Genomic DNA, 20,132 nt, shown 5'->3' on the forward strand with positions numbered 1-20,132 from the left:
AAAGGCGGGAAGTATCTCAGCCGAAGCGGTTATCGCGGGGAAAGCCCGTCGGCGGCATCCGCCCCGCCGCACCGCGCGCGGCGCGCCAAGCCGACAGGTCAGTCTCCGTCCGGGTCCGCCCGCTTTCGCCACCCATTGCCCAGCTGAGCCCGTCGACGAACCGGAAGGTGATCGCATCCGAAAGCCCGCCATCGCGGAACCGTTGCAACTGCAACCCCTGACCGCGGGTCATTTCGACCAGTTCGGCGATCGGGAACACCAGCATCTTGCGATTGTCGCCGATCGCCGCGACATAATCGTCGGTCGACAGCACCGCGCGCATCACCTTCAGCGTGGCGCCGGTCCGCGGGGTCATCACCGCCTTGCCCTTGCGGGTTTCGGCGATGGTGTCGGCAACGGGCACGATGAAGCCGCGACCGTCGCTTGCCACCAGCAGCAGGCGGGTCTGGCGCGACGCGGGGAGAAAACCGACGACGCGGATGCTGCCATCGAGATCGATCATCGCACGCACCGGTTCGCCGAAACCGCGCCCGCCGGGCAGCTTGTCGGCGGCCAGCGTGAAGAACCGGCCGTTCTCGGCGGCGAGCAACAGCTTGTCGGTGGTCTGCGCGTGAAAGGCGAAGGCGGGGCCATCACCTTCCTTGAACTTCAGCGTGTCGGAGGCGGTCAGATCGACATGGCCGCGCATCGCCCTGATCCAGCCGCGCTGCGACAGGATGACGGTGATCGGTTCGCGCTCGATCATCGCCTCCAGCGGGATGTCGCGGGTCGGCGCGGCTTCCTCGATCGTGGTGCGGCGTTTGCCGAGCAGCGTTTCCGGACCATAGCGTTCGCGGATGCGCTTCAGGTCGCGCTTCATGCGGCGTTTGCGCTTGGCGGGATCGGCAAGCAGCGATTCGAGATCGACGCGTTCCTTGTCGAGACCGTCGCGCTCCTTGCGTATCTCGAATTCTTCCAGCTTGCGCAGCGAACGCAGCCGCATGTTCAGGATCGCCTCCGCCTGACGATCGGTCAGCGAGAATTCGGCGATCATCACCCGCTTGGGCTCGTCCTCCGTCCGGATGATCTCGATCACCCGGTCGAGGTTGAGATAGGCTACCAAGTAGCCGTCGAGCAGCTCGATCCGGTCGGCGATCTTCGCCAGCCGGTGCGTGGTGCGGCGTTCGAGCACGACGAACTGATGTTCGATCCATGCGTAGAGCGCGTCGCGCAGGCTCATCACCCTCGGCGTCCGCTCCTTGTCGAGGACGTTGAGGTTCAGCGGCACGCGGGTTTCGAGGTCGGTCAGGCGGAACAGCCCATCCATCATCACCTGGACGTCGACGGTGCGGGCGCGCGGTTCGAGGACGATGCGGACCTCCGCATCCGATTCGTCGCGGATATCGGCGAGGATCGGCAGCTTGCGATCGTTGATGAGCGCGGCGATCTGTTCGATCAGCTTACCCTTCTGCACGCCGTACGGGATTTCCGAGATCACCGCCTGCCAGCCGCCGCCCTTCTCCTTTTCCAGCGTCCACCGCGCGCGGACGCGGAAGCTGCCGCGTCCGGTGGCGTAGGATTCGGCGATCACCGCCGCCGGATCGACGACGAGGCCGCCGGTCGGGAAATCCGGCCCGGTGACATGGTCCAGCACATTGGCCATCGGATCGTCGACCAGCGCCATCGCCGCATCGAGCAATTCGGCGGCGTTGTGCGGCGGGATCGACGTGGCCATGCCGACCGCGATGCCAGCGGCACCATTGGCGAGCAGGTTGGGGAACATGCCGGGAAATAGCTCCGGCTCTTCCTCTTCGCCATTATAGGTCGGGCGAAGATTGACGGCGTTCTCGTCCAGCCCGTCCATCAGGTCGACCGCGACCTGCGTCAGCCGCGCCTCGGTGTACCGATAGGCCGCGGCGTTATCGCCGTCGATGTTGCCGAAATTGCCCTGCCCGTCGACAAGCGGATAGCGCAGCGCGAAATCCTGGGCGAGGCGGACCATGGCGTCATAGACCGACTGGTCGCCATGCGGATGGTATTTGCCGATGACATCGCCGACGACGCGCGCGCACTTCTTGTAACCCGAGGCCGGATCGAGGCGCAGCAGCCGCATCGCCCACAGCAACCGGCGATGCACGGGTTTCAGCCCATCGCGCACATCCGGCAGCGAACGGGCGGTAATCGTCGACAATGCATAGACGAGGTAACGCTCCGACAAAGCGGTGTCGAAGGGAGCGTCGAAGATGCCGATCGGCGTGTCGGGGCCGGTGAGGTCGGTCGCCATATGTTCCGTTGTCATAGCAGCAGATGCGGGCGCGGCAAGCCGCGGTGCCGGCAAGGGCGCGGAAGGTCACTAAAGTCACACCCTCCACGCGCGCGTGATCGCGGGAGCGCACGCGCACGGGATTGTAATTCGACGTATCGAGCGGCATGTGGTTGCCGTCTCACATTTGCCTGCCTGTAGGACAGCCCCGCCGTGAAGGTTGGCGGGCATGGCGGAAATCGCCGAAACGGCGCTGTCGAGGCGGCCGCAAGCGCTATAAGGCAAAGTCATGATCCGACTTGCGTTTCCGTTCCTGCTCGCCTTCACCGGCGTGGCGATGGCTGCCGTTTCCCCACCCCTGTTGACCTGGCCCGATCTGGCCAAACGGCCGCGGCCCGATCCGGACGCGACGGTGGAGTACGGCACCGACCAGATGCAAAAGGTCGATGTGTGGCTGCCGAAGGGCAAGGGGCCGTTCCCGGTCGTGCTCATGGTTCATGGCGGTTGCTGGCAGACCGAGATCGCCGATCGCAAACTGATGAACTGGGTCGCCGCCGATCTCCGTGGCGATGGCATCGCGGTGTGGAATATCGATTATCGCGGCGTGGATCGCGCGGGCGGTGGCTATCCCGGCACCTTCACCGATGTCGCGAAGGCCGTCGATCAACTGGCTGTCGATGCAGTGAAGTTCAATCTTGACCTGCAGCATGTCGTGGCGGTCGGACATTCGGCCGGCGGGCATCTGGCGCTGTGGGCGGCGGGGCGGTCACGGTTGCCGGTGGACAGCATGTTGCGCACCGCGACGCCGCTGACGATCGCGCGCGTGGTGAGCCTGGGCGGGCTGCCTGATCTGGAGGAGACGGCGGCCAACGCGGACAATGGCTGTGGCACGTCGGTGGTTGGCAAGCTCGTCGGTACGGACCGTGCTGACCCCTATGTCGACACCTCGGTGCCGCGCCTGTTGCCGCTGGGGGTACCGCAATATCTGGTGAACGGGCGCGAGGATCGGATCATCCCGTATCGGATGGCCACTGATTATGTCGCCCGTGCGACGGCGGCGGGGGACCGGGTGACGTTGAAGACCGTTGCGCATACCGGGCATGTCGAACTGATCGCCCCTGAAACGCCCGCCTGGGCAGAGGCGAAGCGACTGATCGTGGAAGGGTTGCGATGACGCTAGACGAGATTGACGCACTGGACGCCGCCGACCCGCTGGCACCGATGCGCGCGCGTTTCGCGTTGCCGGAGGGGGTGATCTATCTCGACGGTAATTCGTTGGGTGCCCTACCCCGTGACACCGGCGCGGCGATGGCGGACATGTTGTCGCGGCAATGGGGCGATCGCCTGATCCGCAGCTGGAACGAGGGGTGGATCGAGGCGCCGACCCGGCTGGGCGGCAAGATCGCGTCGATGATCGGTGCGGCCGCGGACGAGGTGATCGTCGGCGATTCAACCTCGGCGAACCTGTTCAAGGCGTTGGTGGCGGCGCTGCGTATCGATCCGTCACGAACGGTGGTGGTGAGCGAGGCGGGGAATTTCCCGACCGACCTGCATGTGGCGGAGGGGGCGGTCGCCTGCGTGCCGGGCGCGACGCTGAAGGTGGTGCCGCGGGGCGAGGTGCTGGCGGCGATTGGTCCGGATACCGCCGTTCTGATGCTGACGCATGTTCACTACAAGACCGCCGAACGATTTGATATGGCGTCGTTAACGGCCGCAGCCCAAGCTGCGGGCGCCGTGATGCTGTGGGACCTGAGCCATTCGGCTGGCGCGGTGGCGGTGGAGGTGAATGCGGCCAATGCCGACATGGCGGTCGGCTGCACGTACAAATATCTGAACGGCGGACCGGGGGCGCCGGCATATATCTATGTGGCCAAGCGATGGCAGGAACGGCTGGCGAGCCCGTTGTCGGGATGGATGGGCCATGCCGCGCCGTTCGCCTTTGACGATGGCTATGAGCCGGCGCCGGGGATGAAGCGCTGGCTGGCCGGAACGCCACCGATGTTGGCGATGGCCGCGCTGGAGACGGGGCTGGACCTGTGGGCCGACGTCGATCGCGAGGCGGTGTGGGCGAAGAGCGCGGCGTTGTGGTGGATCATGGCGGCGGCGGGCGAGGCGGCGGGGCTTGAATGCGTGACGTCGGCCGATGCGGCGGCGCGCGGCAGCCATATCAGCTTTCGTCACCCCGATGCACATGCGCTGACGCAGGCGTTGATCGAACGCGGCGTGATCGGCGATTTCCGTGATCCCGATGTGCTGCGGCTGGGGCTGACGCCGCTCTATCTATCTCACAGGGATGTCTGGCAAGCCGGTGAAATTCTGGGGGAGATCGTACGCAGCGGCATGTACCGGGAGGCGCGGTTTCGCGAGCGGCTGGCGGTGACGTGACGACGTCAGCGCGGGTCGTCTCGATCAAAGACCCAGTCGTGATCGACGACGATGATCGAGCGCACCGGGCGCCCCTCCGCATCGCGTGAGGGGTCGTACCGGAAGCGGCGCTCGATCAGGCGGCAGGTCGTGTCATCCAGCGCGGCGTTGCCACTGGAATGCGTCACAGCGCAGCCGGTGACGCGGCCGTTGGTTTCGACGTGATAGCGCACCGATACCGTGCCGCCCGCACCGACATCCTCGGCTGCGCGGGGATAGTCCGAATCCTTGATACGGCCTGCAATGCGGCGGGGTGGCGATTCATAGCCGTCGCCATCGCCGTCTCCTGCGCCGCCACTGCCGTCGCCATCGCCCTGCCCGCCCGCGCCGCTGCCCGGACCGGGCCGGTTGGATGCGCCCGCGGTCGGATCGTAGCCCGCGCGCGGGGTCGGGGCGGTGACGATCGGTGGTGGGATCAGCGGCGGGATGATGGGGATTGGCGCGGCCACCTCGGTCGCCTTGCTGCGGAGATTGCGGGGCGACGCCCTGCCCTGCGCGCGGCGACGGTGCTGGCGTTCGGGCACGATGCGTTCGGGCGGTGGCGGCGGTAGGTCGAGCTTGAAGACCGCTGGTTGCTCGGTTGGTGATTCGACGGGCCGCAAACGGAGGCCGACGATCAGCGCCCACGCCAGCAACGCGACGGCGATCGCGGTCGGGATCGCGGCCCGCAGCCGCTCCGCCGGCGTGGGATACAGGAGCATGGTTATCGAGATCGGGATGATCCGACAGGAAAGCAATGGCTTATTGGGCGGGTATCACCTGTGTCGGACCGCTTCCGGTCTCCATTCCTTTACGACGCGTTAATCCCACTTATTAAGATCGCTTATCAGCATCGACGATAAAGAGACGTGATCGGGATGGCGGTTCCCGGCCGGCGGGATAGTGATCGATGGGCAGTATCCTGAAGACATTGCGACTAGCGGCGGAGGTGGTGCTTCACGAGCCGATCGTCCGGTCGATCAACGGCCAGCATCAGTTGATGAAGCTGTTGTCGTCCGCTTTCTATGGCGATCTGCTGGTGCAGAGTCCGGGGCTGACGCGCCAATATTTCACGAGCCACCTCGCCGGATCGCTGACGCTGGGGCAGCGCCGGGAGGCTGTGGTTAGCCATTATCGCTTTCTGCGGACCCACCAGTCCGCCGGCTTTTATGACACGCTGATGCATCAGGGTGTGATGCTGTGGCGGAATGGTGAGGTCGGCGGCAATTACCACATCGGGTTGCGGCATAATGTCAGCCACTTCTATGAGGGCGATCTGCTGCTCGCCTTTTATCGGCAGGATATTCTGCTGTTCCAGTTGAGCTTTTCGGTGATACCCGGCAGCGTTGTGGGCGAGAGCGCGGATCATGTTCTGTTCGTCGGCGGTGGACAGGGTGCGGCGCCCGAACGCGGCGAATTGCAACCGGCAGTCAAGGCGCACTATGGCGTGGCGCCGTCGCACGTCGCCTATGCCGCCTTGCAGGGTGTTGCGCTCGGCATGAGGATCGCGACGATCATCGGCGTGGGCAATGACGGGCAGTTGCTGAAATTGCAGAAGGGAGAGACCGCCTTCACCTTCGATTACGATGCATTCTGGGCGATGTTCGGCGCGGCGCGGAACGAGGGTGGACATTGGTCGATGCCCGTTCCCGGCGAGGAACGGCCGCCGGGCGATGCCAGTGCAGCACATCGTCGGCGCAGTCGCCGCAAACGGGCGTTCAAGATCGAGGTCCGCGATGCCGTTCACATGGCGATGTCGCAACACACCATCGACGCGGATGCCAGGCCGGCCACGTTCCCCGGCGAAACGGTCGGCGGCGCGCAGCCCTGGCTGGATGAAATCCCGGTGGTTGACACATCGATGGCCCCGGTCCGCGACATGGTTGCGGCGTGACCGAACATGCGCGCCGACGTGATTGCACCCACCGCGGCCTTACCCTATAGGCGCGTCCATCTTCCTGGCCCCGGCCCGCGACCGTCTCGCGACGCCGGGGCCGCTTCATTTTTCAGGGGACCCGCCCATGGCTCGCCGCCGCCAGATCTACGAGGGCAAGGCCAAGATCCTTTACGAGGGTCCCGAGCCCGGCACGATCATCCAGTATTTCAAGGATGACGCCACCGCATTCAATGCCCAGAAAAAGGGCACGATCAACGGCAAGGGGGTGCTGAACAACCGAATCTCCGAGCATGTCTTCACACTGCTCGACCATATCGGCGTGCCGACGCACTTCATCCGTCGCCTGAACATGCGCGAGCAACTGGTGCGGCAGGTCGAGATCGTGCCGATCGAGGTCGTGGTGCGGAACGTCGCCGCCGGCTCGCTGTCGAAGCGACTGGGGATCGAGGAGGGCACGAAGCTGCCCCGCACGATCATTGAGTATTACTACAAGGACGATGCGCTCGGCGACCCGATGGTGTCCGAGGAGCATATCGCCTGCTTCGGATGGGCGACGCAGGAGGAGATGCACGACATTGCCGACCTGGCGATCCGCGTGAACGATTTCTTGTGCGGCCTGTTCGCCGGCGTCGGTATCCGGCTGGTCGACTTCAAGCTGGAATTCGGCCGCATCTTCGACAATGATTATGGTCGGATCATCCTAGCCGACGAGATCAGCCCCGATGGTTGCCGCTTGTGGGACATGGAAACCAACGACAAGATGGACAAGGACCGCTTCCGCCAGGATCTGGGCGGCGAGGCGGAAGCCTATCAGGAGGTCGCCCGGCGCCTCGGCCTGATGCCGGAGGGTGAGGACGGCGCGGTCCTCGACCTCGACAGCCATCGCAAGCGCCGCGGCAAGTAAGCAGGACAAGACACTGATGAAGCTCCGTATTTTCGTGACGTTGAAACCCGGCGTGCTCGATCCGCAGGGCCGGGCGATCCATCATGCGCTCGGTGGCCTGGGCTTTGCCGGAGTCGAGGATGTGCGCGCGGGCAAGCTGATCGAGATGGAGGTCGCGGACGCGACCGACGATGCCCAGATCGATGCGATGTGCCGTCAGTTGCTGGCGAACACCGTGATCGAGAATTACCGGGTGGAGCGCGCCTGATGAAGACCGCCGTCATCGTCTTTCCGGGCTCCAACTGCGACCGCGACATCGCCGTAGCGCTGGAAGCGGTGACGGGCACCAAACCGACGATGGTCTGGCATGGTGATACCAGCCTGCCCGATGGACTGGGGTTCGTCGCGGTGCCGGGCGGCTTCTCCTATGGCGATTACCTGCGCTGCGGCGCCATCGCGGCACGCTCGCCGATCATGCGGTCGGTGGTCGAGGCGGCGGACAAGGGCCTGCCGGTGTTTGGCGTGTGCAACGGGTTCCAGGTACTGGCCGAGGCGGGCTTGCTGCCGGGTGCATTGATGCGCAACGAGTCGCTTCACTTCGTGTGCCGCGACGTGAAGCTGACGGTGGCGGATACCGACAGTGCCTTCACCCGGCTGTATTCGGCCGACGAGACGGTGACGTTTCCGGTGGCGCATCATGACGGCAATTACTTTGCCGACACCGAGACGCTCGACCGGCTGGAAGGCGAAGGCCGCGTGGCGTTCCGCTATGCCGAGCAGGTCAACGGATCGGCACGGAACATCGCCGGCCTCCTGAACGCGCAGGGTAACGTGCTGGGCATGATGCCGCACCCCGAACGGCGGATCGAGGCCGCGCATGGCGGCGACGACGGCCGCCGGCTGTTCGAGGGCTTGCTGGAAACCGTCGGCGCCTAAACCCGCGCGCGGAACGGGGTGAAGTCGGTATCGCGGTCGAACACGTCGACCTGCTCTGCCCGCTTCAGCCCGCCGACGACGGCATAGGTGACGGGCGTCAACAGCACCTCCCACGCCACCTTCAGCGCCCATTGCGTGAACAGCACGGTGATGACGAGATTGCCGGTCCACCCGCTCGCGCCCCAGAAAGCGAGCGGGTAGAAGATCAGGCTGTCGACCCCCTGCCCCACCACCGTCGATCCGATCGTGCGCGACCAGAGGTGGCGACCATCGGTCCACACCTTCATGCGTGCCATGACGTACGCGTTGACGAACTCACCCGCCCAGAACGCGCAGACGCTGGCGGCAACGATGCGCGGCACCTGCCCGAACACCGCTTCGTATGCGGCCTGGTTGGTCCAGCCGGGCGCGGGCGGCAGCGCGACGACGATCCACGCCATCACCGCCATGAAGACGACCGCCGCCGTCCCCGCCCAGATCACGCGGCGCGCGCGGGCATAGCCATAGACCTCGGTCAGCACGTCGCCGATCACGTAGCTGAGCGGAAAGAACAGGATACCCGCGCCAAACGGCCAGTCGCCGATCAACGGCAACCGGATCGTCGCGACCTTGCCGGCGCCGATAACGTTCGACAGCAGCAATATCGTGACGAACGCCGCCATCACCCAGTCGAAATACCGGAATTGCCCCCGAGACACCGTGTCCGCGGCGACCGCCAGCCCTACCCTTTTATCCATGGCGACGCATATGATCCCGGTTCCTTCGCCGCGCAATCCGCGCTAATCCGCCCGCCTGCGCGCCCGTAGCTCAGTTGGATAGAGCACGAGCCTTCTAAGCTTGTGGTCGCTGGTTCGAATCCAGCCGGGCGCGCCAATTCATCGTACATGTCTGTCCGCTTGGGCGTCAGCAAGACAGGCGGATATCGTTGTGGGTAATCCTGGAGCGCATCGCCATATCGCGGTGGCACCCAATCCTTGTAAGAAGTCGCCCGATGATAATTGGCAGGGCTGGGTTGGGAATGGACGATAAGCAAAGATCGCGGCTGGAAAGCCTGTTGATGGAGGCCCTGTCCTTGGCCGATGCGCTGGACGAGCATGTCGTCGCCGCTTTCATCGCGGCTAGCGTCGATCAGCTTCGAACCGAGCAGAAGTGAGGACGCTCGAGAAAGCAACGACATGCCCGTCGACCCCACGCTGATCGCGTCGTTATCGCCGCAGCAAGTGGCATGCCTGCGGCTGGTGGCGGAGCTTCGCACGTCGAAGCAGATCGCCGAGATCCTCGGCATCTCTTCGCACACGGTCGATACCCATCTTTCGAATGCCGTCAAAAAACTTTCAGTCCTCAATCGGATGGAGGCGGCACGGCTGCTGGTCGAAAGTCCGCTCCCCCATCCCGAACGATTGACCGGTCAATCACCGCCAGTGGCCAGCGGCGTCGAAAGGCCGACAGAACCGTCGCACCAGTTCGATAGCGGTGAGCCGGTCGGAAGACAGATTTCCCTATCGCGCTGGACCCGGCTGGCGATCATCGTCGGCGGAGCCATCGCCTTGGTCTACGCCGTCGTCCTGATCGTCGTCGGCGCCGAGGTCATCACACGGATGACTGAGAAATACAGTCATCCGGCACCTGCTGGTGTGCCGCCTCCCCGTCAGGGAGCGTCACGGGGAGTTTAGTATGCGACATACACGAGAGGCCGTTGCCCGCACGATAGCGGAACCGCTGCTGGCGACGGAACAGGCGATCGATGAAGCGCTGGCGCAGGCCGGCGCCATGGCAACCGCCATGGCGAACGGCCGGACGGTGGCAAAGCTGCCGGCCATGGTCGGACAGGATGTCTTCCAAAGCCTGGGCGCTGCCATGCAAGCGCTGTTCGAAGCCCGCCGCCAGATCATCGAGGCGCATGCCGGCCTTGACCGTACCCGCGAGTACCTCCGCCTGCCCGAAACCAGTTACGGCGATATGTCGCCCAAGCCGCCGATGCAGTCTGCGCGGCTGGTGGCCGTCGAGCGACAGGCAGCCTGATGGAGGGGCGGTAGCATCATGTGGACGAACGTCGTTCTGTTCATCCTGCTGCAGGTGGTGATATCCTGCTATGCCGGCTGGCGTGGCGGCAAGCCCGAACGCTTTGTCGCCATCGCCATGTTCGCTGCCGCCCTAGCCACCCTCATCGCCTATGCGCCGCTGTCGAAACGCTTTGTCGGCGTGGAGACGGGCGTCTTGGCGGTGGATGTGTCGCTCTTCGTGGGGCTGACCGTCATCGCGCTCAACGCCAACCGATACTGGCCGATGGCGATGGCCTCGCTCCAACTCGCATCGCTGATAGTGCATTTTGGCAAGCTGCTGGACCTGACCATGGGAGGCTGGGCTTATGCCTTCTTTCTCAAGCTATGGGCGTATCCGATGCTTCTGACGTTGGTTGTCGCCACTATGCGGCATCGCCATCGATTGGGCATCCATGGCGTCGATCAACCTTGGACGATCTTCAATGCCCGATAACATCCAGAACCGCGCGCGCCGGATGTATGAAGAACGCCGTCGCCGCCGGGCGATCTTCCCGCCGGCGTTGTTGAGCGACCACGCGTGGGACATCCTGCTGTGGACATTTATCGAGAATGCGGATGGACGCGATGTAAAAGCGGCTGAGGCGTCCGCCGCAGCAATGGTGAGCGTCGAAGTGGGGATCCGCTGGATCGCGGCGCTGGGCCAGGCGGGGTTGCTGGTTTCGGGGCCGACATCCATCGATCCGCTGTCTCCCGTCCTGCTGAGTGAGGACGGGGTCCGCAATATCAGGACGTATCTGGAGGGTGTCGCCTAGACGGCGCTCAACGCGCTCGCCCAGCTCAGACCGATCGACAAGACTAATCGACGACTGGAAATGACGCGCACGTATCGCGGGCCGATGGTGCGACAGGTTGGCCTTTGCTCATCAACAACTTGGTCGCTGCTTCCTGGGGGACGGCGGGGGCGAACACGAAGCCCTGCCCCAGCACACAGCCGATGGCGAGAAGCTGTTCGACCTGCTCCTCGGACTCGATCCCTTCGGCAACGATCCGGATGTCCATCTTGCGGGCGATGCGGATCAGGCTTTCGATGATCGTCGCACTGACGCCGTCGGTACCGAGATGATCGACGAAGGTTTTGTCGATCTTCAGGACATCGACCGGCAGGGTCAACAGATGCGTCAGCGACGCATAGCCGGTTCCGAAATCGTCCAGCGCGACGCGGATGCCCTTGCTGCGCAGGTTCACGATGGCCTGTTGCACGGCCTGATCGCCGCGACCCATATAGACCGTTTCAGTCACTTCGAGAATGACGTGCTCAAGCCCGACACCTTCGCGCTCGAAGGCAGAGGTCAACGATTCCTCGATGGTCCCGCTGCTCAAATCCGCCGACGACACGTTGATGCCGACATGCTGGAACGGGATACCCATATCCAGCCAGCGCCGCAAATCACGCGCGACCAGCTCCAACATGCGCGCGGTCAGGGCGGTGGCGACATGGGCGTCGGTGGTCGCTTCGTGGAAGGATGCCGCCGACATCACGGTATCGCCGACGCGCATTCTGCACAACGCTTCCAGCCCCACGACCTCACGTGTGTCGAGGCGGAAGATGGGTTGATAATACGCCTCGATCCGGTCTTCACGCAGGGCGGCGCCAACCGCGCGGATCGCGGCCAGTCGGCGTGTCATGATCGATCCCAGCCCCGACCAATAGCGGACAAAACCGCCTCGTCCGGATTCCTTGGCATGATAAAGGGCGAAATCGGCGTTCTGCCTGACACGCTCGACGACCGGCTCATCCGAAGACCGGATGGCCCCGCCGATCGTGGCGCGCGGAATGACGAAATGCCCGCCGCAATCGGCGGAGACCGCCAGCGCACCGAGTATATGCCCGGCGGCCGAGTCTAGATCGTGCAGGTTCTCGGGGGCCGTCAGGACGATGGCGAATTCGTCGCCGCCAATCCGGAACGTCCGGCTCGACGGGATCGCGGTGGCGACGCGATCGCTCGCGATCTGGAGCAGTCGGTCGCCCGCGTGATGGCCGAACGTGTCGTTTACGACTTTCAGATTATCGAGATCGAGGACAAACAGCGCCCAGTCGCCGGTTTCATGATTTTCTAAGTCAGCGAGTGCGGCATTATAGGCCGCGCGATTGGGCAATTGGGTCAGCGCATCGGTGAACGCTCGACGCTGATGCTCGACGACCCGGTCATGTCGTTCGATGGCGATCAGGCTGAGGTGAACACAATTCGCCACTACATCCCGTTCGAACGCAGTCGGCCCGCGAGCGCGTCGATAGTAAAAAGCGAACGTCGCCACCACGTTTCCATCAACATTGGCGATGGGGCTGGACCAGCATGCTCGCAAGCCATGGGGCAGCGCCAGATGCTTGAATGCGGCCCACCGAATATCCGTCTCGATATTCCGCACAGTGACATCGGTCCCCAGATAGGCGGCCGTTCCGCACGAGCCGGCCAGTGGCCCTATCTCCACGCCTTCAAGCGCAGCGGAGTAGATCTCGGGTAGACTGGGGGCGGCAAGAGGATGCATCCGCCCCGCGTCATCGACAGTCAGCACCGAACAGACGACGTCCGGTAGCAGGCGCTCAACCTCCTCGCACAGCGCACGGCAGGTTGTATCCAGACCGGCTCCCTTGGCGATCATTTCGAGGATCGTGTTTTGAAGCTTCAGCAAAGCGCCTTGAGTATCATCACCGGTCCACAATCGGTGGTGAGGGAAAATCAAGGTCATCACCCAAATCTATGGAAGAATGGTTTCCAATCAATTGATAATTTACTGACCAATTCGACTTCAATTTCAACGCAAATGATTTGGTTTCCGTGAATAAGGTAGTTGTCGACTTTACGATGCTGAAAGTGAACGGTCATCCGACGCAAAAGCTCGGTAGCGTTCGCGCCATGCGGACACTTCGTCTTGCAGGTGGGTGGGAGCGGGATCACCCGATATTACCAGACGGGCTACATCGTCTTCGGGGTGCATCAGCATCTTTCTCGATCCATCGCTGAACCAAACGGGGATCAGCTGATCGCATAAACCGTCCAGCACGGTCGCAGCCATGCCGTTCCGGATTGCGTCACTGTCGGCGAGCAGGCGGATATTGATCGATACGCCGTCCAGGCAATTCTGCGGCTGATCGACGAAATTGACCGACACGAGCAGGCCAGATTGGTCCGGGCGGGCAGCATCGGGCAGGCTCGCGACGCGGCGCCAGACGCAGAACCATGTCCGGCAGATGTGCGGACGCACCGCATGGATGCCGCACCCATGTTCGCCGAGATGGATGCACGGAGTGCCCGCGGGCTTGGCAAAATCCGGCGTATCTACCGTCAGCTCGGTGCAGCATGCCGTGCAGTCACCGCAGGCGCGATCCGCGAGTACCGGCCCTAACAGAGCGGTTTCCAGGTCAGTCTCGGTCTGCATCAGTACGGGGTTGCCGCTATCCGTCGTCTAAAACAAGCGTGTGCGTCGCTGGACAGGCCAGAGCCGGACGAAAGCGGCTGACGGCCGGTGACATCGGCTCTATCGATCCGGCATGGCCCGAAAGAAGCGCTATCTGATTGCCAGCATGGCCGATGGCTATGTGAAGAGGATCGGTCCCACCGCCGCGCCATTCACCCATTTCTGGCGCATCGTCACGCGGTTGGAAAACGGCAAGACCGAGGTTTTCTGGGGCCACGCCGGATCGCTGAAAGAAGCCAGCCGCAAGAAGGTAGCGACCGAAGAGGCGGCCAGGCAGCGCGGCTGGACGAGTTTCGACTTCGAGGTGGTCGAGTTGACCGAAGCATAAGCACGGAACCCGTGCTGAACCTCTTCGACGGCCTTGCGAACTCACGCTAAAATTCGCAACGATTGTTGGCAGTGAAAACACGCAGTTGAGGACGGCATCATGGGCGAAACCGATGGCAAGATGATCGACGCCACCGATTATCGCATACTCCGCGAACTGGTACATGACGGACGATCATCGGACGTGACGCTCGGCGAGCGCATCCACCTGTCCAGCACAGCCACTGCACGACGTCGAAAAATCTTGGAGGAAGACGGCGTCATCGCCGGCTACACCGCAAAGCTGGACATGATGAAACTTGGTTTCAGCATCACCGCCATGGTGTCGATCGAACTGACGTCGCAAGCCGAACAGGTACTCAACGAATTCGAATCGGCCGTGATCCGATGCCCGTCCATGTCGTTTTGCAGCTTCGTGTCAGGCGAAGTCGATTTCATCATGATCGTCCACGTCCGGTCGTTCGACGATTACGATCGCGTGTATCGCAAGGAGTTATCGACGTTGCCGCATGTCGCCCGCATCCGCAGCAGCTTCCTGATGCGCGAGGTCGCGCAACGATCGGTGGCACCCGTCGCCATTGAAGATCCGAATTAGAACAAATCACACGACGATCGCAGCATAACAATGTATCATGGAAGGGCAATCAATCACGATAAGCTGATATGATGACGATTTCCACCATAGTAACATAGATTTTATCTTCAGATTGCGAGGAACCGGCGAACGCCATCTGATAGGCTTCGTGACGGAACAGGACCGGGACACCCGGCCAAACGAACAGAGCAGGCAGGAACCAACGAGAACGATACCGGGGGGATATCTGGACGGCACCCGATCATCTGAAGGGGCTATCCATGACTGTTCTGCACGGCGCCGGCCACGGCGCCTTTACCTCGCCTGCCCGATTTGCCCGGCGCTCCAAGATGCGCACTCTGACCGGCACCGGGTTGTTGGCGCTCTGCTTCGCTACCCAAGCAGCATGGGCGCAGACCGTCGCCGAGCCGCAGGACATCGCCTTCCAGACCGAGCGTGGCCCGGCCAAATCGGCACCGACCGATCAGAAAACGACGAACGTCCCCGGCGGCAAGCCGGAGATGGCGGTCGATCCCGTCACGGGTGACATCCCGGCGGAAGAGGGTGAAGCGATCGTCGTCACCGGATCGCGGATCGAGCGCAACGGATACAGCGCCCCCACCCCGGTCAGCGTGATCACCGCCAAGGAACTGAAGGCAGAGGCACCGGCCAACATCTCCGATTTCGTCAACACCCTGCCCGCGGTGCGCGGCAGCGGCACGTCGGCCAGCAGCAACGGCTCGCTGTCCAACGGCGCCGCGGGGATCAATTCGGTCAATCTGCGCAATCTCGGCGCCAACCGCACGCTGGTGCTGTTCGATGGCCAGCGTTCGGTCGCCTCGACCACCACCGGTCAGGTCGACGTCAACACGTTCCCGCAGGCGCTGATCGAGCGGGTCGAGGTCGTCACCGGCGGCGCCTCATCGGCCTATGGATCGGACGCGGTGTCGGGGGTCGTCAACTTCATCCTCGACCGCGACTATACCGGCTTCAAGATGGAGTATGAACACGGTGTCACCACCTATGGCGACGCGCCGAACCACAAGGTTACGGCGACCGGCGGCAAGGCGTTTGCGGACGGACGCGGCCATCTGATCGTGTCGGGCGAGCATTTCTCGCAAAAGGGCATCCAGACGATTGATCGTGACTGGAACGACAGCGGCTATTTCCTCGCGAACAACCCGGCGTATTCAGCGGCGCGCTGCACCGATGCGGCGTCGCTGGGCACGCCATGCGTCAACGAATTCCTGATTCAGTCCGGCATTGGTACGGGGCAGTTCACGCCGGGTGGCTTGGTCAGCACCGGCCCGCTGCGCGGTACCTATTTCGGGTCGGTCAATCCGGCGACGGGCAAGGCGACGGTGAACCAACTCAATTTCGGCGCCACCAGCGGCCAGTGGATGGTCGGCGGCGATACCGACATCACCACCGCCGGTCACCGCAGCAGCGCCACGTTGCAGCCGGAGGAAAAGCGGAGCAGCTTCTTCGGCCGGATGAGTTACGAGGTGTCGCCGCTGGTCGAGCTTTACGGCCAGTTCTCGTACAGCAATTATCGCGGTCAGAGCTTTTACCAGCAGACGCCGACGACCGGCGTCACCATCCAGCGCGACAACGCCTATCTGCCCGATGCGACGCGCGCGGCGATGGTCGCCAACAACCTGACGTCAATCCAGATCGGCACCAGCAACATCTTCCTGCCGCCACAGGGCAGCGACAATGAGCGAGAGGTGTTCCGCTATGTCGCTGGCGCGGACGGTGCGTTCTCGATCGGGTCGAGCGACTGGAAATGGGGCGGCTATTACCAGTTGGGCAAGACCAAGACGAACGAGTTGCTGACCAATACCTGGAACATCGCCCGCATGGCCGCGGCGACCGATGCGGTCGTGGCGGTGGCGGGCAACAACGGCGGCTATGCGCCGGGGACGGTGGTGTGCCGGATCAATGTCGATGCCAACCTGAACAACAACGACCGATCCTGCGCACCGCTCAACCGCCTCGGAACCGACGGCGCCTCGCCGGAGGCGATCGCCTATGTCCTCTACAACGGCCTCCAACCGCTGCGGAAACAGCAGTTGAAGCAGGAGGTCGCGGCGATCAACTTTTCGACCAACAGCCTGTTCGATCTGTGGGCGGGACCGATCTCGGTCGCGTTCGGCGCGGAATCGCGCAAGGAGTCGGTCACCGGGTCGGTCGATCCGCTGTTCCAGCCGCTGGTTGCCAACGGCGTGACCACCGGCACCTGGATCTATGGCAACTACCTGCCCACCAAGGGCCGTTACGACGTCAAGGAAGCTTATATCGAATCGGTCATCCCGATCTTCAAAGGCATGGATTTCAACGGCGCATTCCGTTTCACCGACTATTCCACGTCCGGCACGGTCAATACGTGGAAGACCGGCCTGACGTGGCAGGTCATTCCCGACATCAAGCTGCGCGGCACGATCTCCCGCGACATCCGCGCGCCCAATCTCAGCGAGTTGTTCGCGCCCGGCACCGGCCGGACCAACACCGTCAACGTGCCGCAGGTGAACGGTAGCGTCGCGGCGAACCAGTTCAACGAGTCCACCGTCGGCAACGCCGCGCTGCGGCCCGAAATCGCCAAGACGTACGGCGCCGGCGTGGTGCTGACGCCGACATTTCTGCCGGGCTTTGCCGCCTCGGTCGACTATTACGACATCAAGCTGGACGGCGCGATCGACTCCCTGCTCGCCCAGACGATCGTCGATCAATGCTATCAGCAGAGCATCGCCGATGCCTGTTCGTTCATTTCGACGACCGGCGGTCGCGGCGTCACGACGCTGGGCCTGCCGGTGACCAGCATCGAGGTGAAGCCGACCAACTTCGTCAGCGTGAAGACGCGCGGGATCGATATCGAATCGAGCTATCGCCGCGCCGTCGGCCCCGGCAACATGACGCTGCGCGCGCTGGCCAGCTATGCGTTCGAGCTGACCAGCAACAACGGCGTCACCGCGAACACTGATCTGGCCGGCCAGAATGTCGGCGGCCTGCCCGACTGGACCTATCGTTTTTCCGCCGGATACGATCTCGACTCCGGTTTCAGCATTCAGGGGATCGCCCGCGGCGTCAGCGGTGGTGTGTACAACAACAATTATGTCGTCTGCACCACGGACTGCCCGCTTTCGACCGCCGATTTCCGCACGGTCAATCTGAACCGCATCAAGGGGCAGTTCTTCTACGACCTGAACGCAAGCTATTCTTTCGAGACGGGCGGCGTCAAGGCGCAGGTGTTCTTCTCGATTCGTAATGTGCTGAACAGCGACCCGGTACTCGTCGCCAACGGGCCGACCGGCAACAACACGCCCGCCTATCCGCAGACCAATCGTGCGCTGTACGACGTGCTTGGCCGCGTGTTCCGGATGGGCGTTCGCATCGGCATCTGACACTTGCCCGGCATCCGGGCGGAGCATCGTTGTGGCCGTCCGGAACCCCCTTTTCCTTCAGGAGACGAAGACATGGCCGATCCCCGCATTCTTGCCGCCGCCCTCGCCGGCGCTGGCCTCTGCACCGCTCCCGCCGCCGCCGCACCGCAGGCCGCCGCCCCCTCGCCCACCGGTGCCAGTGCCGCGATGAAGCAACAGGCGGTCGCCGATGTCGAGGCACATGCCAAGCTGATCCAGCAGATGGTTGATTCCCTCTTCAGCTATGCCGAGCCGGGCTTTCAGGAGTTCCAGACGATGGAATATCTGACCGGCATCCTGAAGAAGGAGGGCTTCACCATCACTAAGGGCGTGGCCGGCATCCCGACCGCGTGGACTGCGACATGGGGCACCGGCGGGCCGCTGGTGGCGCTGGGCAGCGATGTCGATGGTTTGCTCGGCCTGTCGCAATATCCCGGTTCGCCGACGCTGAAGCCGATGGTCGTGGGCGCACCGGGACACGGCGAGGGGCATAATTCAGGCATGCCGATGATGATTGCCGCCGCCATCGCCGCCAAGGACGTGATGGTGAAGAACAAGATTCCGGGTCGCATGATGCTGTGGCCCGGCGTCGCCGAGGAACTGCTCGCGACCAAGGCATGGTATGTCCGCGACGGCCTGTTCGAGGGCGTGGACATGTCGATCTTCGCGCATGTGAGCAGCGATTTCAGCACCGGCTGGGGCAACAGCGGCAACAACGCACTGGTGTCGGCCGAATACACGTTCCACGGCAAAACCGCTCATGCCGCCGGCATGCCATGGGAGGGCCGCAGCGCGGTCGACGGGGTCGAGGTGATGGACGTGGCGTGGAACATACGCCGCGAACATCTGCCCGTTACGCAGCGGTCGCATTACGTCATCACCAACGGTGGCGGTCAGCCGAACATCGTCCCCGACCTCGCCACCGTCTGGTATTATTTCCGCGATCTGGATTTCGGCAGCGTCCGCGACCTCTACAAGACCGGCAACGAGATCGCCGACGCCGCCGCATTGGCAACCGGCACCACCGTCGAACACAAGCTGTTGGGTTATGCCGCGCCCAATTACGGCAACAAGCCGCTGGCCGAGGCGGCCTATGCCAACATCAAGGCCGTCGGCATGCCGACATGGAGCGCCGACGATCAGGCCTTTGCCAAGACCGTGCAGGAAACGAACAAGCGCACGATCAAGGCACTGCCGACCGTCGTCGCCGACCTTTCCACGCCCGCCAATCGCGAGCGGTCGCTGGGCGGCGGATCGGACGATATCGGTGATATCATGTGGACGGTGCCGACGATCACGGTCCGCTATCCGTCGAACATCCCCAGCATGATCGGCCATAACGTGCTGTCCGCAATCGCGATGGCCACACCGATCGCGCACAAGGGCGCGGTGGCGGGTGCCAAGGCGGTATCGATGACCGTCCTCGACATCATGACGACCCCGCAACTGGTGGCGGACGCGAAGGCATTTCAACAGGATGTGCAGTTCAAGGATCAGAAATACGATCCCGTCGTCACCGCCAACGACCCGCCCGCGATCCATCTGAACAAGGAGATCATGGAGCGAATGCGCCCGGAAATGAAGAAGTTCTATTACAATCCGGCGAAGTATCCGACCTACCTCGACCAGTTGGGGATCAAATATCCCGCTGTTGGCCAGCCGGTTGCCGCAGTCGCCCCTGAAACCAAGTGATGCCGTGGCTCGACCAATTCCGCATTCGGCGGGATTGGTCGGCGCCGCAAAAACGATCTGTCGCTATAACCGAATCCGGCTCGGCGTAGTCGCGCCTAACCAACGGCACGTTCACAACAATTGTAGCATTGATGTTATTACGAACAGTAGATGCCGCTAAAAAAACCGACTCAACAAATACTTATGACGAAAGGAACTCAAATCTTTACTTCATTATCGAATAATTGAATCCGCTGTACATGGTCTGGCATCCGGCAAATACTGTCCGCTCATCGCGGG

At 63.1% G+C, this 20,132-nt stretch carries 20 protein-coding genes and 1 tRNA gene; 16 read left to right on the forward strand and 5 right to left on the reverse strand.

The window, feature by feature from the left end; all coding sequences use genetic code 11:
- Nucleotides 1-16: 16 nt before the first annotated feature.
- Nucleotides 17-2,263, reverse strand: coding sequence for a DNA topoisomerase IV subunit A (gene parC, locus ASG67_RS08485; protein WP_056528282.1), 2,247 nt, complete (start codon nt 2,261-2,263; stop codon nt 17-19).
- A gap of 268 nt (nt 2,264-2,531) precedes the next feature.
- Here parC and ASG67_RS08490 point away from each other — a divergent pair, with 268 nt between their 5' ends.
- Nucleotides 2,532-3,416, forward strand: coding sequence for an alpha/beta hydrolase family protein (locus tag ASG67_RS08490; RefSeq protein ID WP_200940749.1), 885 nt, complete (start codon nt 2,532-2,534; stop codon nt 3,414-3,416).
- Complete coding sequence (kynU, locus tag ASG67_RS08495) at nt 3,413-4,627, forward strand: kynureninase (RefSeq protein ID WP_056528285.1); 1,215 nt, start codon at nt 3,413-3,415, stop codon at nt 4,625-4,627. Before ASG67_RS08490 ends, kynU begins: the two co-directional genes overlap by 4 nt.
- A gap of 5 nt (nt 4,628-4,632) precedes the next feature.
- On the opposite strand, the gene ASG67_RS19685 is transcribed toward kynU, so the two are convergent.
- Nucleotides 4,633-5,367, reverse strand: a complete 735-nt coding sequence (locus tag ASG67_RS19685; RefSeq protein ID WP_056528288.1) for an energy transducer TonB — start codon at nt 5,365-5,367, stop codon at nt 4,633-4,635.
- Nucleotides 5,368-5,555: 188 nt separating this feature from the next.
- Here ASG67_RS19685 and ASG67_RS08505 point away from each other — a divergent pair, with 188 nt between their 5' ends.
- The 4 genes from ASG67_RS08505 to purQ all read left to right on the forward strand — a co-directional run bounded on the left by ASG67_RS08505 (nt 5,556) and on the right by purQ (nt 8,361).
- Nucleotides 5,556-6,539, forward strand: coding sequence for a DUF535 family protein (locus tag ASG67_RS08505; protein WP_056528291.1), 984 nt, complete (start codon nt 5,556-5,558; stop codon nt 6,537-6,539).
- Nucleotides 6,540-6,666: 127 nt separating this feature from the next.
- On the forward strand, nt 6,667-7,446 hold the full coding sequence (purC, locus tag ASG67_RS08510; RefSeq protein WP_056528294.1) for a phosphoribosylaminoimidazolesuccinocarboxamide synthase: 780 nt from the start codon (nt 6,667-6,669) through the stop codon (nt 7,444-7,446).
- Between the two features lie 16 nt (nt 7,447-7,462).
- On the forward strand, nt 7,463-7,693 hold the full coding sequence (purS, locus tag ASG67_RS08515; protein ID WP_056528297.1) for a phosphoribosylformylglycinamidine synthase subunit PurS: 231 nt from the start codon (nt 7,463-7,465) through the stop codon (nt 7,691-7,693).
- Nucleotides 7,693-8,361, forward strand: a complete 669-nt coding sequence (purQ, locus tag ASG67_RS08520; protein WP_056528300.1) for a phosphoribosylformylglycinamidine synthase subunit PurQ — start codon at nt 7,693-7,695, stop codon at nt 8,359-8,361. The genes purS and purQ overlap by 1 nt, the downstream gene beginning before the upstream one ends.
- On the opposite strand, the gene ASG67_RS08525 is transcribed toward purQ, so the two are convergent.
- Nucleotides 8,358-9,098: a queuosine precursor transporter gene (locus ASG67_RS08525; RefSeq protein ID WP_056528303.1), complete on the reverse strand. Its 741-nt coding sequence runs from the start codon at nt 9,096-9,098 to the stop codon at nt 8,358-8,360. The genes purQ and ASG67_RS08525 overlap by 4 nt on opposite strands.
- Nucleotides 9,099-9,157: 59 nt before the next feature.
- Between ASG67_RS08525 and ASG67_RS08530 the strand changes: the two genes are divergently transcribed.
- From ASG67_RS08530 to ASG67_RS08550, 6 genes are all read left to right on the forward strand, one after another.
- Nucleotides 9,158-9,234, forward strand: a tRNA-Arg gene (locus ASG67_RS08530).
- A 145-nt stretch (nt 9,235-9,379) separates the two neighbouring features.
- Nucleotides 9,380-9,514 carry a hypothetical protein gene (locus ASG67_RS19690; protein WP_268796285.1) on the forward strand — a complete coding sequence of 45 codons (135 nt, stop codon included), beginning with the start codon at nt 9,380-9,382 and terminating at the stop codon, nt 9,512-9,514.
- Nucleotides 9,515-9,536: 22 nt separating this feature from the next.
- Nucleotides 9,537-10,034: a helix-turn-helix domain-containing protein gene (locus ASG67_RS08535; protein ID WP_056528306.1), complete on the forward strand. Its 498-nt coding sequence runs from the start codon at nt 9,537-9,539 to the stop codon at nt 10,032-10,034.
- 1 nt (nt 10,035) lies between these two features.
- Nucleotides 10,036-10,383 carry a hypothetical protein gene (locus ASG67_RS08540; protein ID WP_056528309.1) on the forward strand — a complete coding sequence of 116 codons (348 nt, stop codon included), beginning with the start codon at nt 10,036-10,038 and terminating at the stop codon, nt 10,381-10,383.
- Between the two features lie 18 nt (nt 10,384-10,401).
- A complete protein-coding gene (locus ASG67_RS08545) occupies nt 10,402-10,857 on the forward strand; it encodes a hypothetical protein (protein WP_056528312.1) in 456 nt (151 codons plus the stop codon).
- Complete coding sequence (locus ASG67_RS08550; RefSeq protein WP_056528315.1) at nt 10,847-11,176, forward strand: hypothetical protein; 330 nt, start codon at nt 10,847-10,849, stop codon at nt 11,174-11,176. Before ASG67_RS08545 ends, ASG67_RS08550 begins: the two co-directional genes overlap by 11 nt.
- Nucleotides 11,177-11,219: 43 nt before the next feature.
- Here ASG67_RS08550 and ASG67_RS08555 read toward each other — a convergent pair whose 3' ends face one another.
- Both ASG67_RS08555 and ASG67_RS08560 read right to left on the reverse strand, forming a co-directional pair.
- Complete coding sequence (locus ASG67_RS08555) at nt 11,220-13,025, reverse strand: putative bifunctional diguanylate cyclase/phosphodiesterase (RefSeq protein ID WP_235535120.1); 1,806 nt, start codon at nt 13,023-13,025, stop codon at nt 11,220-11,222.
- A 198-nt stretch (nt 13,026-13,223) separates the two neighbouring features.
- Nucleotides 13,224-13,802 (reverse strand): YkgJ family cysteine cluster protein, encoded by a 579-nt coding sequence (locus tag ASG67_RS08560; protein WP_056528323.1) that lies wholly within the window; start codon nt 13,800-13,802, stop codon nt 13,224-13,226.
- A gap of 112 nt (nt 13,803-13,914) precedes the next feature.
- Between ASG67_RS08560 and ASG67_RS08565 the strand changes: the two genes are divergently transcribed.
- The 4 genes from ASG67_RS08565 to ASG67_RS08580 all read left to right on the forward strand — a co-directional run bounded on the left by ASG67_RS08565 (nt 13,915) and on the right by ASG67_RS08580 (nt 19,853).
- Nucleotides 13,915-14,169, forward strand: coding sequence for a hypothetical protein (locus ASG67_RS08565; RefSeq protein ID WP_056528326.1), 255 nt, complete (start codon nt 13,915-13,917; stop codon nt 14,167-14,169).
- Between the two features lie 99 nt (nt 14,170-14,268).
- A complete protein-coding gene (locus ASG67_RS08570) occupies nt 14,269-14,763 on the forward strand; it encodes an Lrp/AsnC family transcriptional regulator (RefSeq protein WP_056528329.1) in 495 nt (164 codons plus the stop codon).
- Between the two features lie 260 nt (nt 14,764-15,023).
- Nucleotides 15,024-18,143 carry a TonB-dependent receptor plug domain-containing protein gene (locus ASG67_RS08575; RefSeq protein ID WP_235535121.1) on the forward strand — a complete coding sequence of 1,040 codons (3,120 nt, stop codon included), beginning with the start codon at nt 15,024-15,026 and terminating at the stop codon, nt 18,141-18,143.
- A 72-nt stretch (nt 18,144-18,215) separates the two neighbouring features.
- Nucleotides 18,216-19,853 carry an amidohydrolase gene (locus ASG67_RS08580; protein WP_082543395.1) on the forward strand — a complete coding sequence of 546 codons (1,638 nt, stop codon included), beginning with the start codon at nt 18,216-18,218 and terminating at the stop codon, nt 19,851-19,853.
- The last annotated feature ends 279 nt before the right edge of the window (nt 19,854-20,132 follow it).

Origin of the sequence: Sphingomonas sp. Leaf339 (assembly GCF_001426195.1) — a bacterium.
Lineage (GTDB): Bacteria > Pseudomonadota > Alphaproteobacteria > Sphingomonadales > Sphingomonadaceae > Sphingomonas.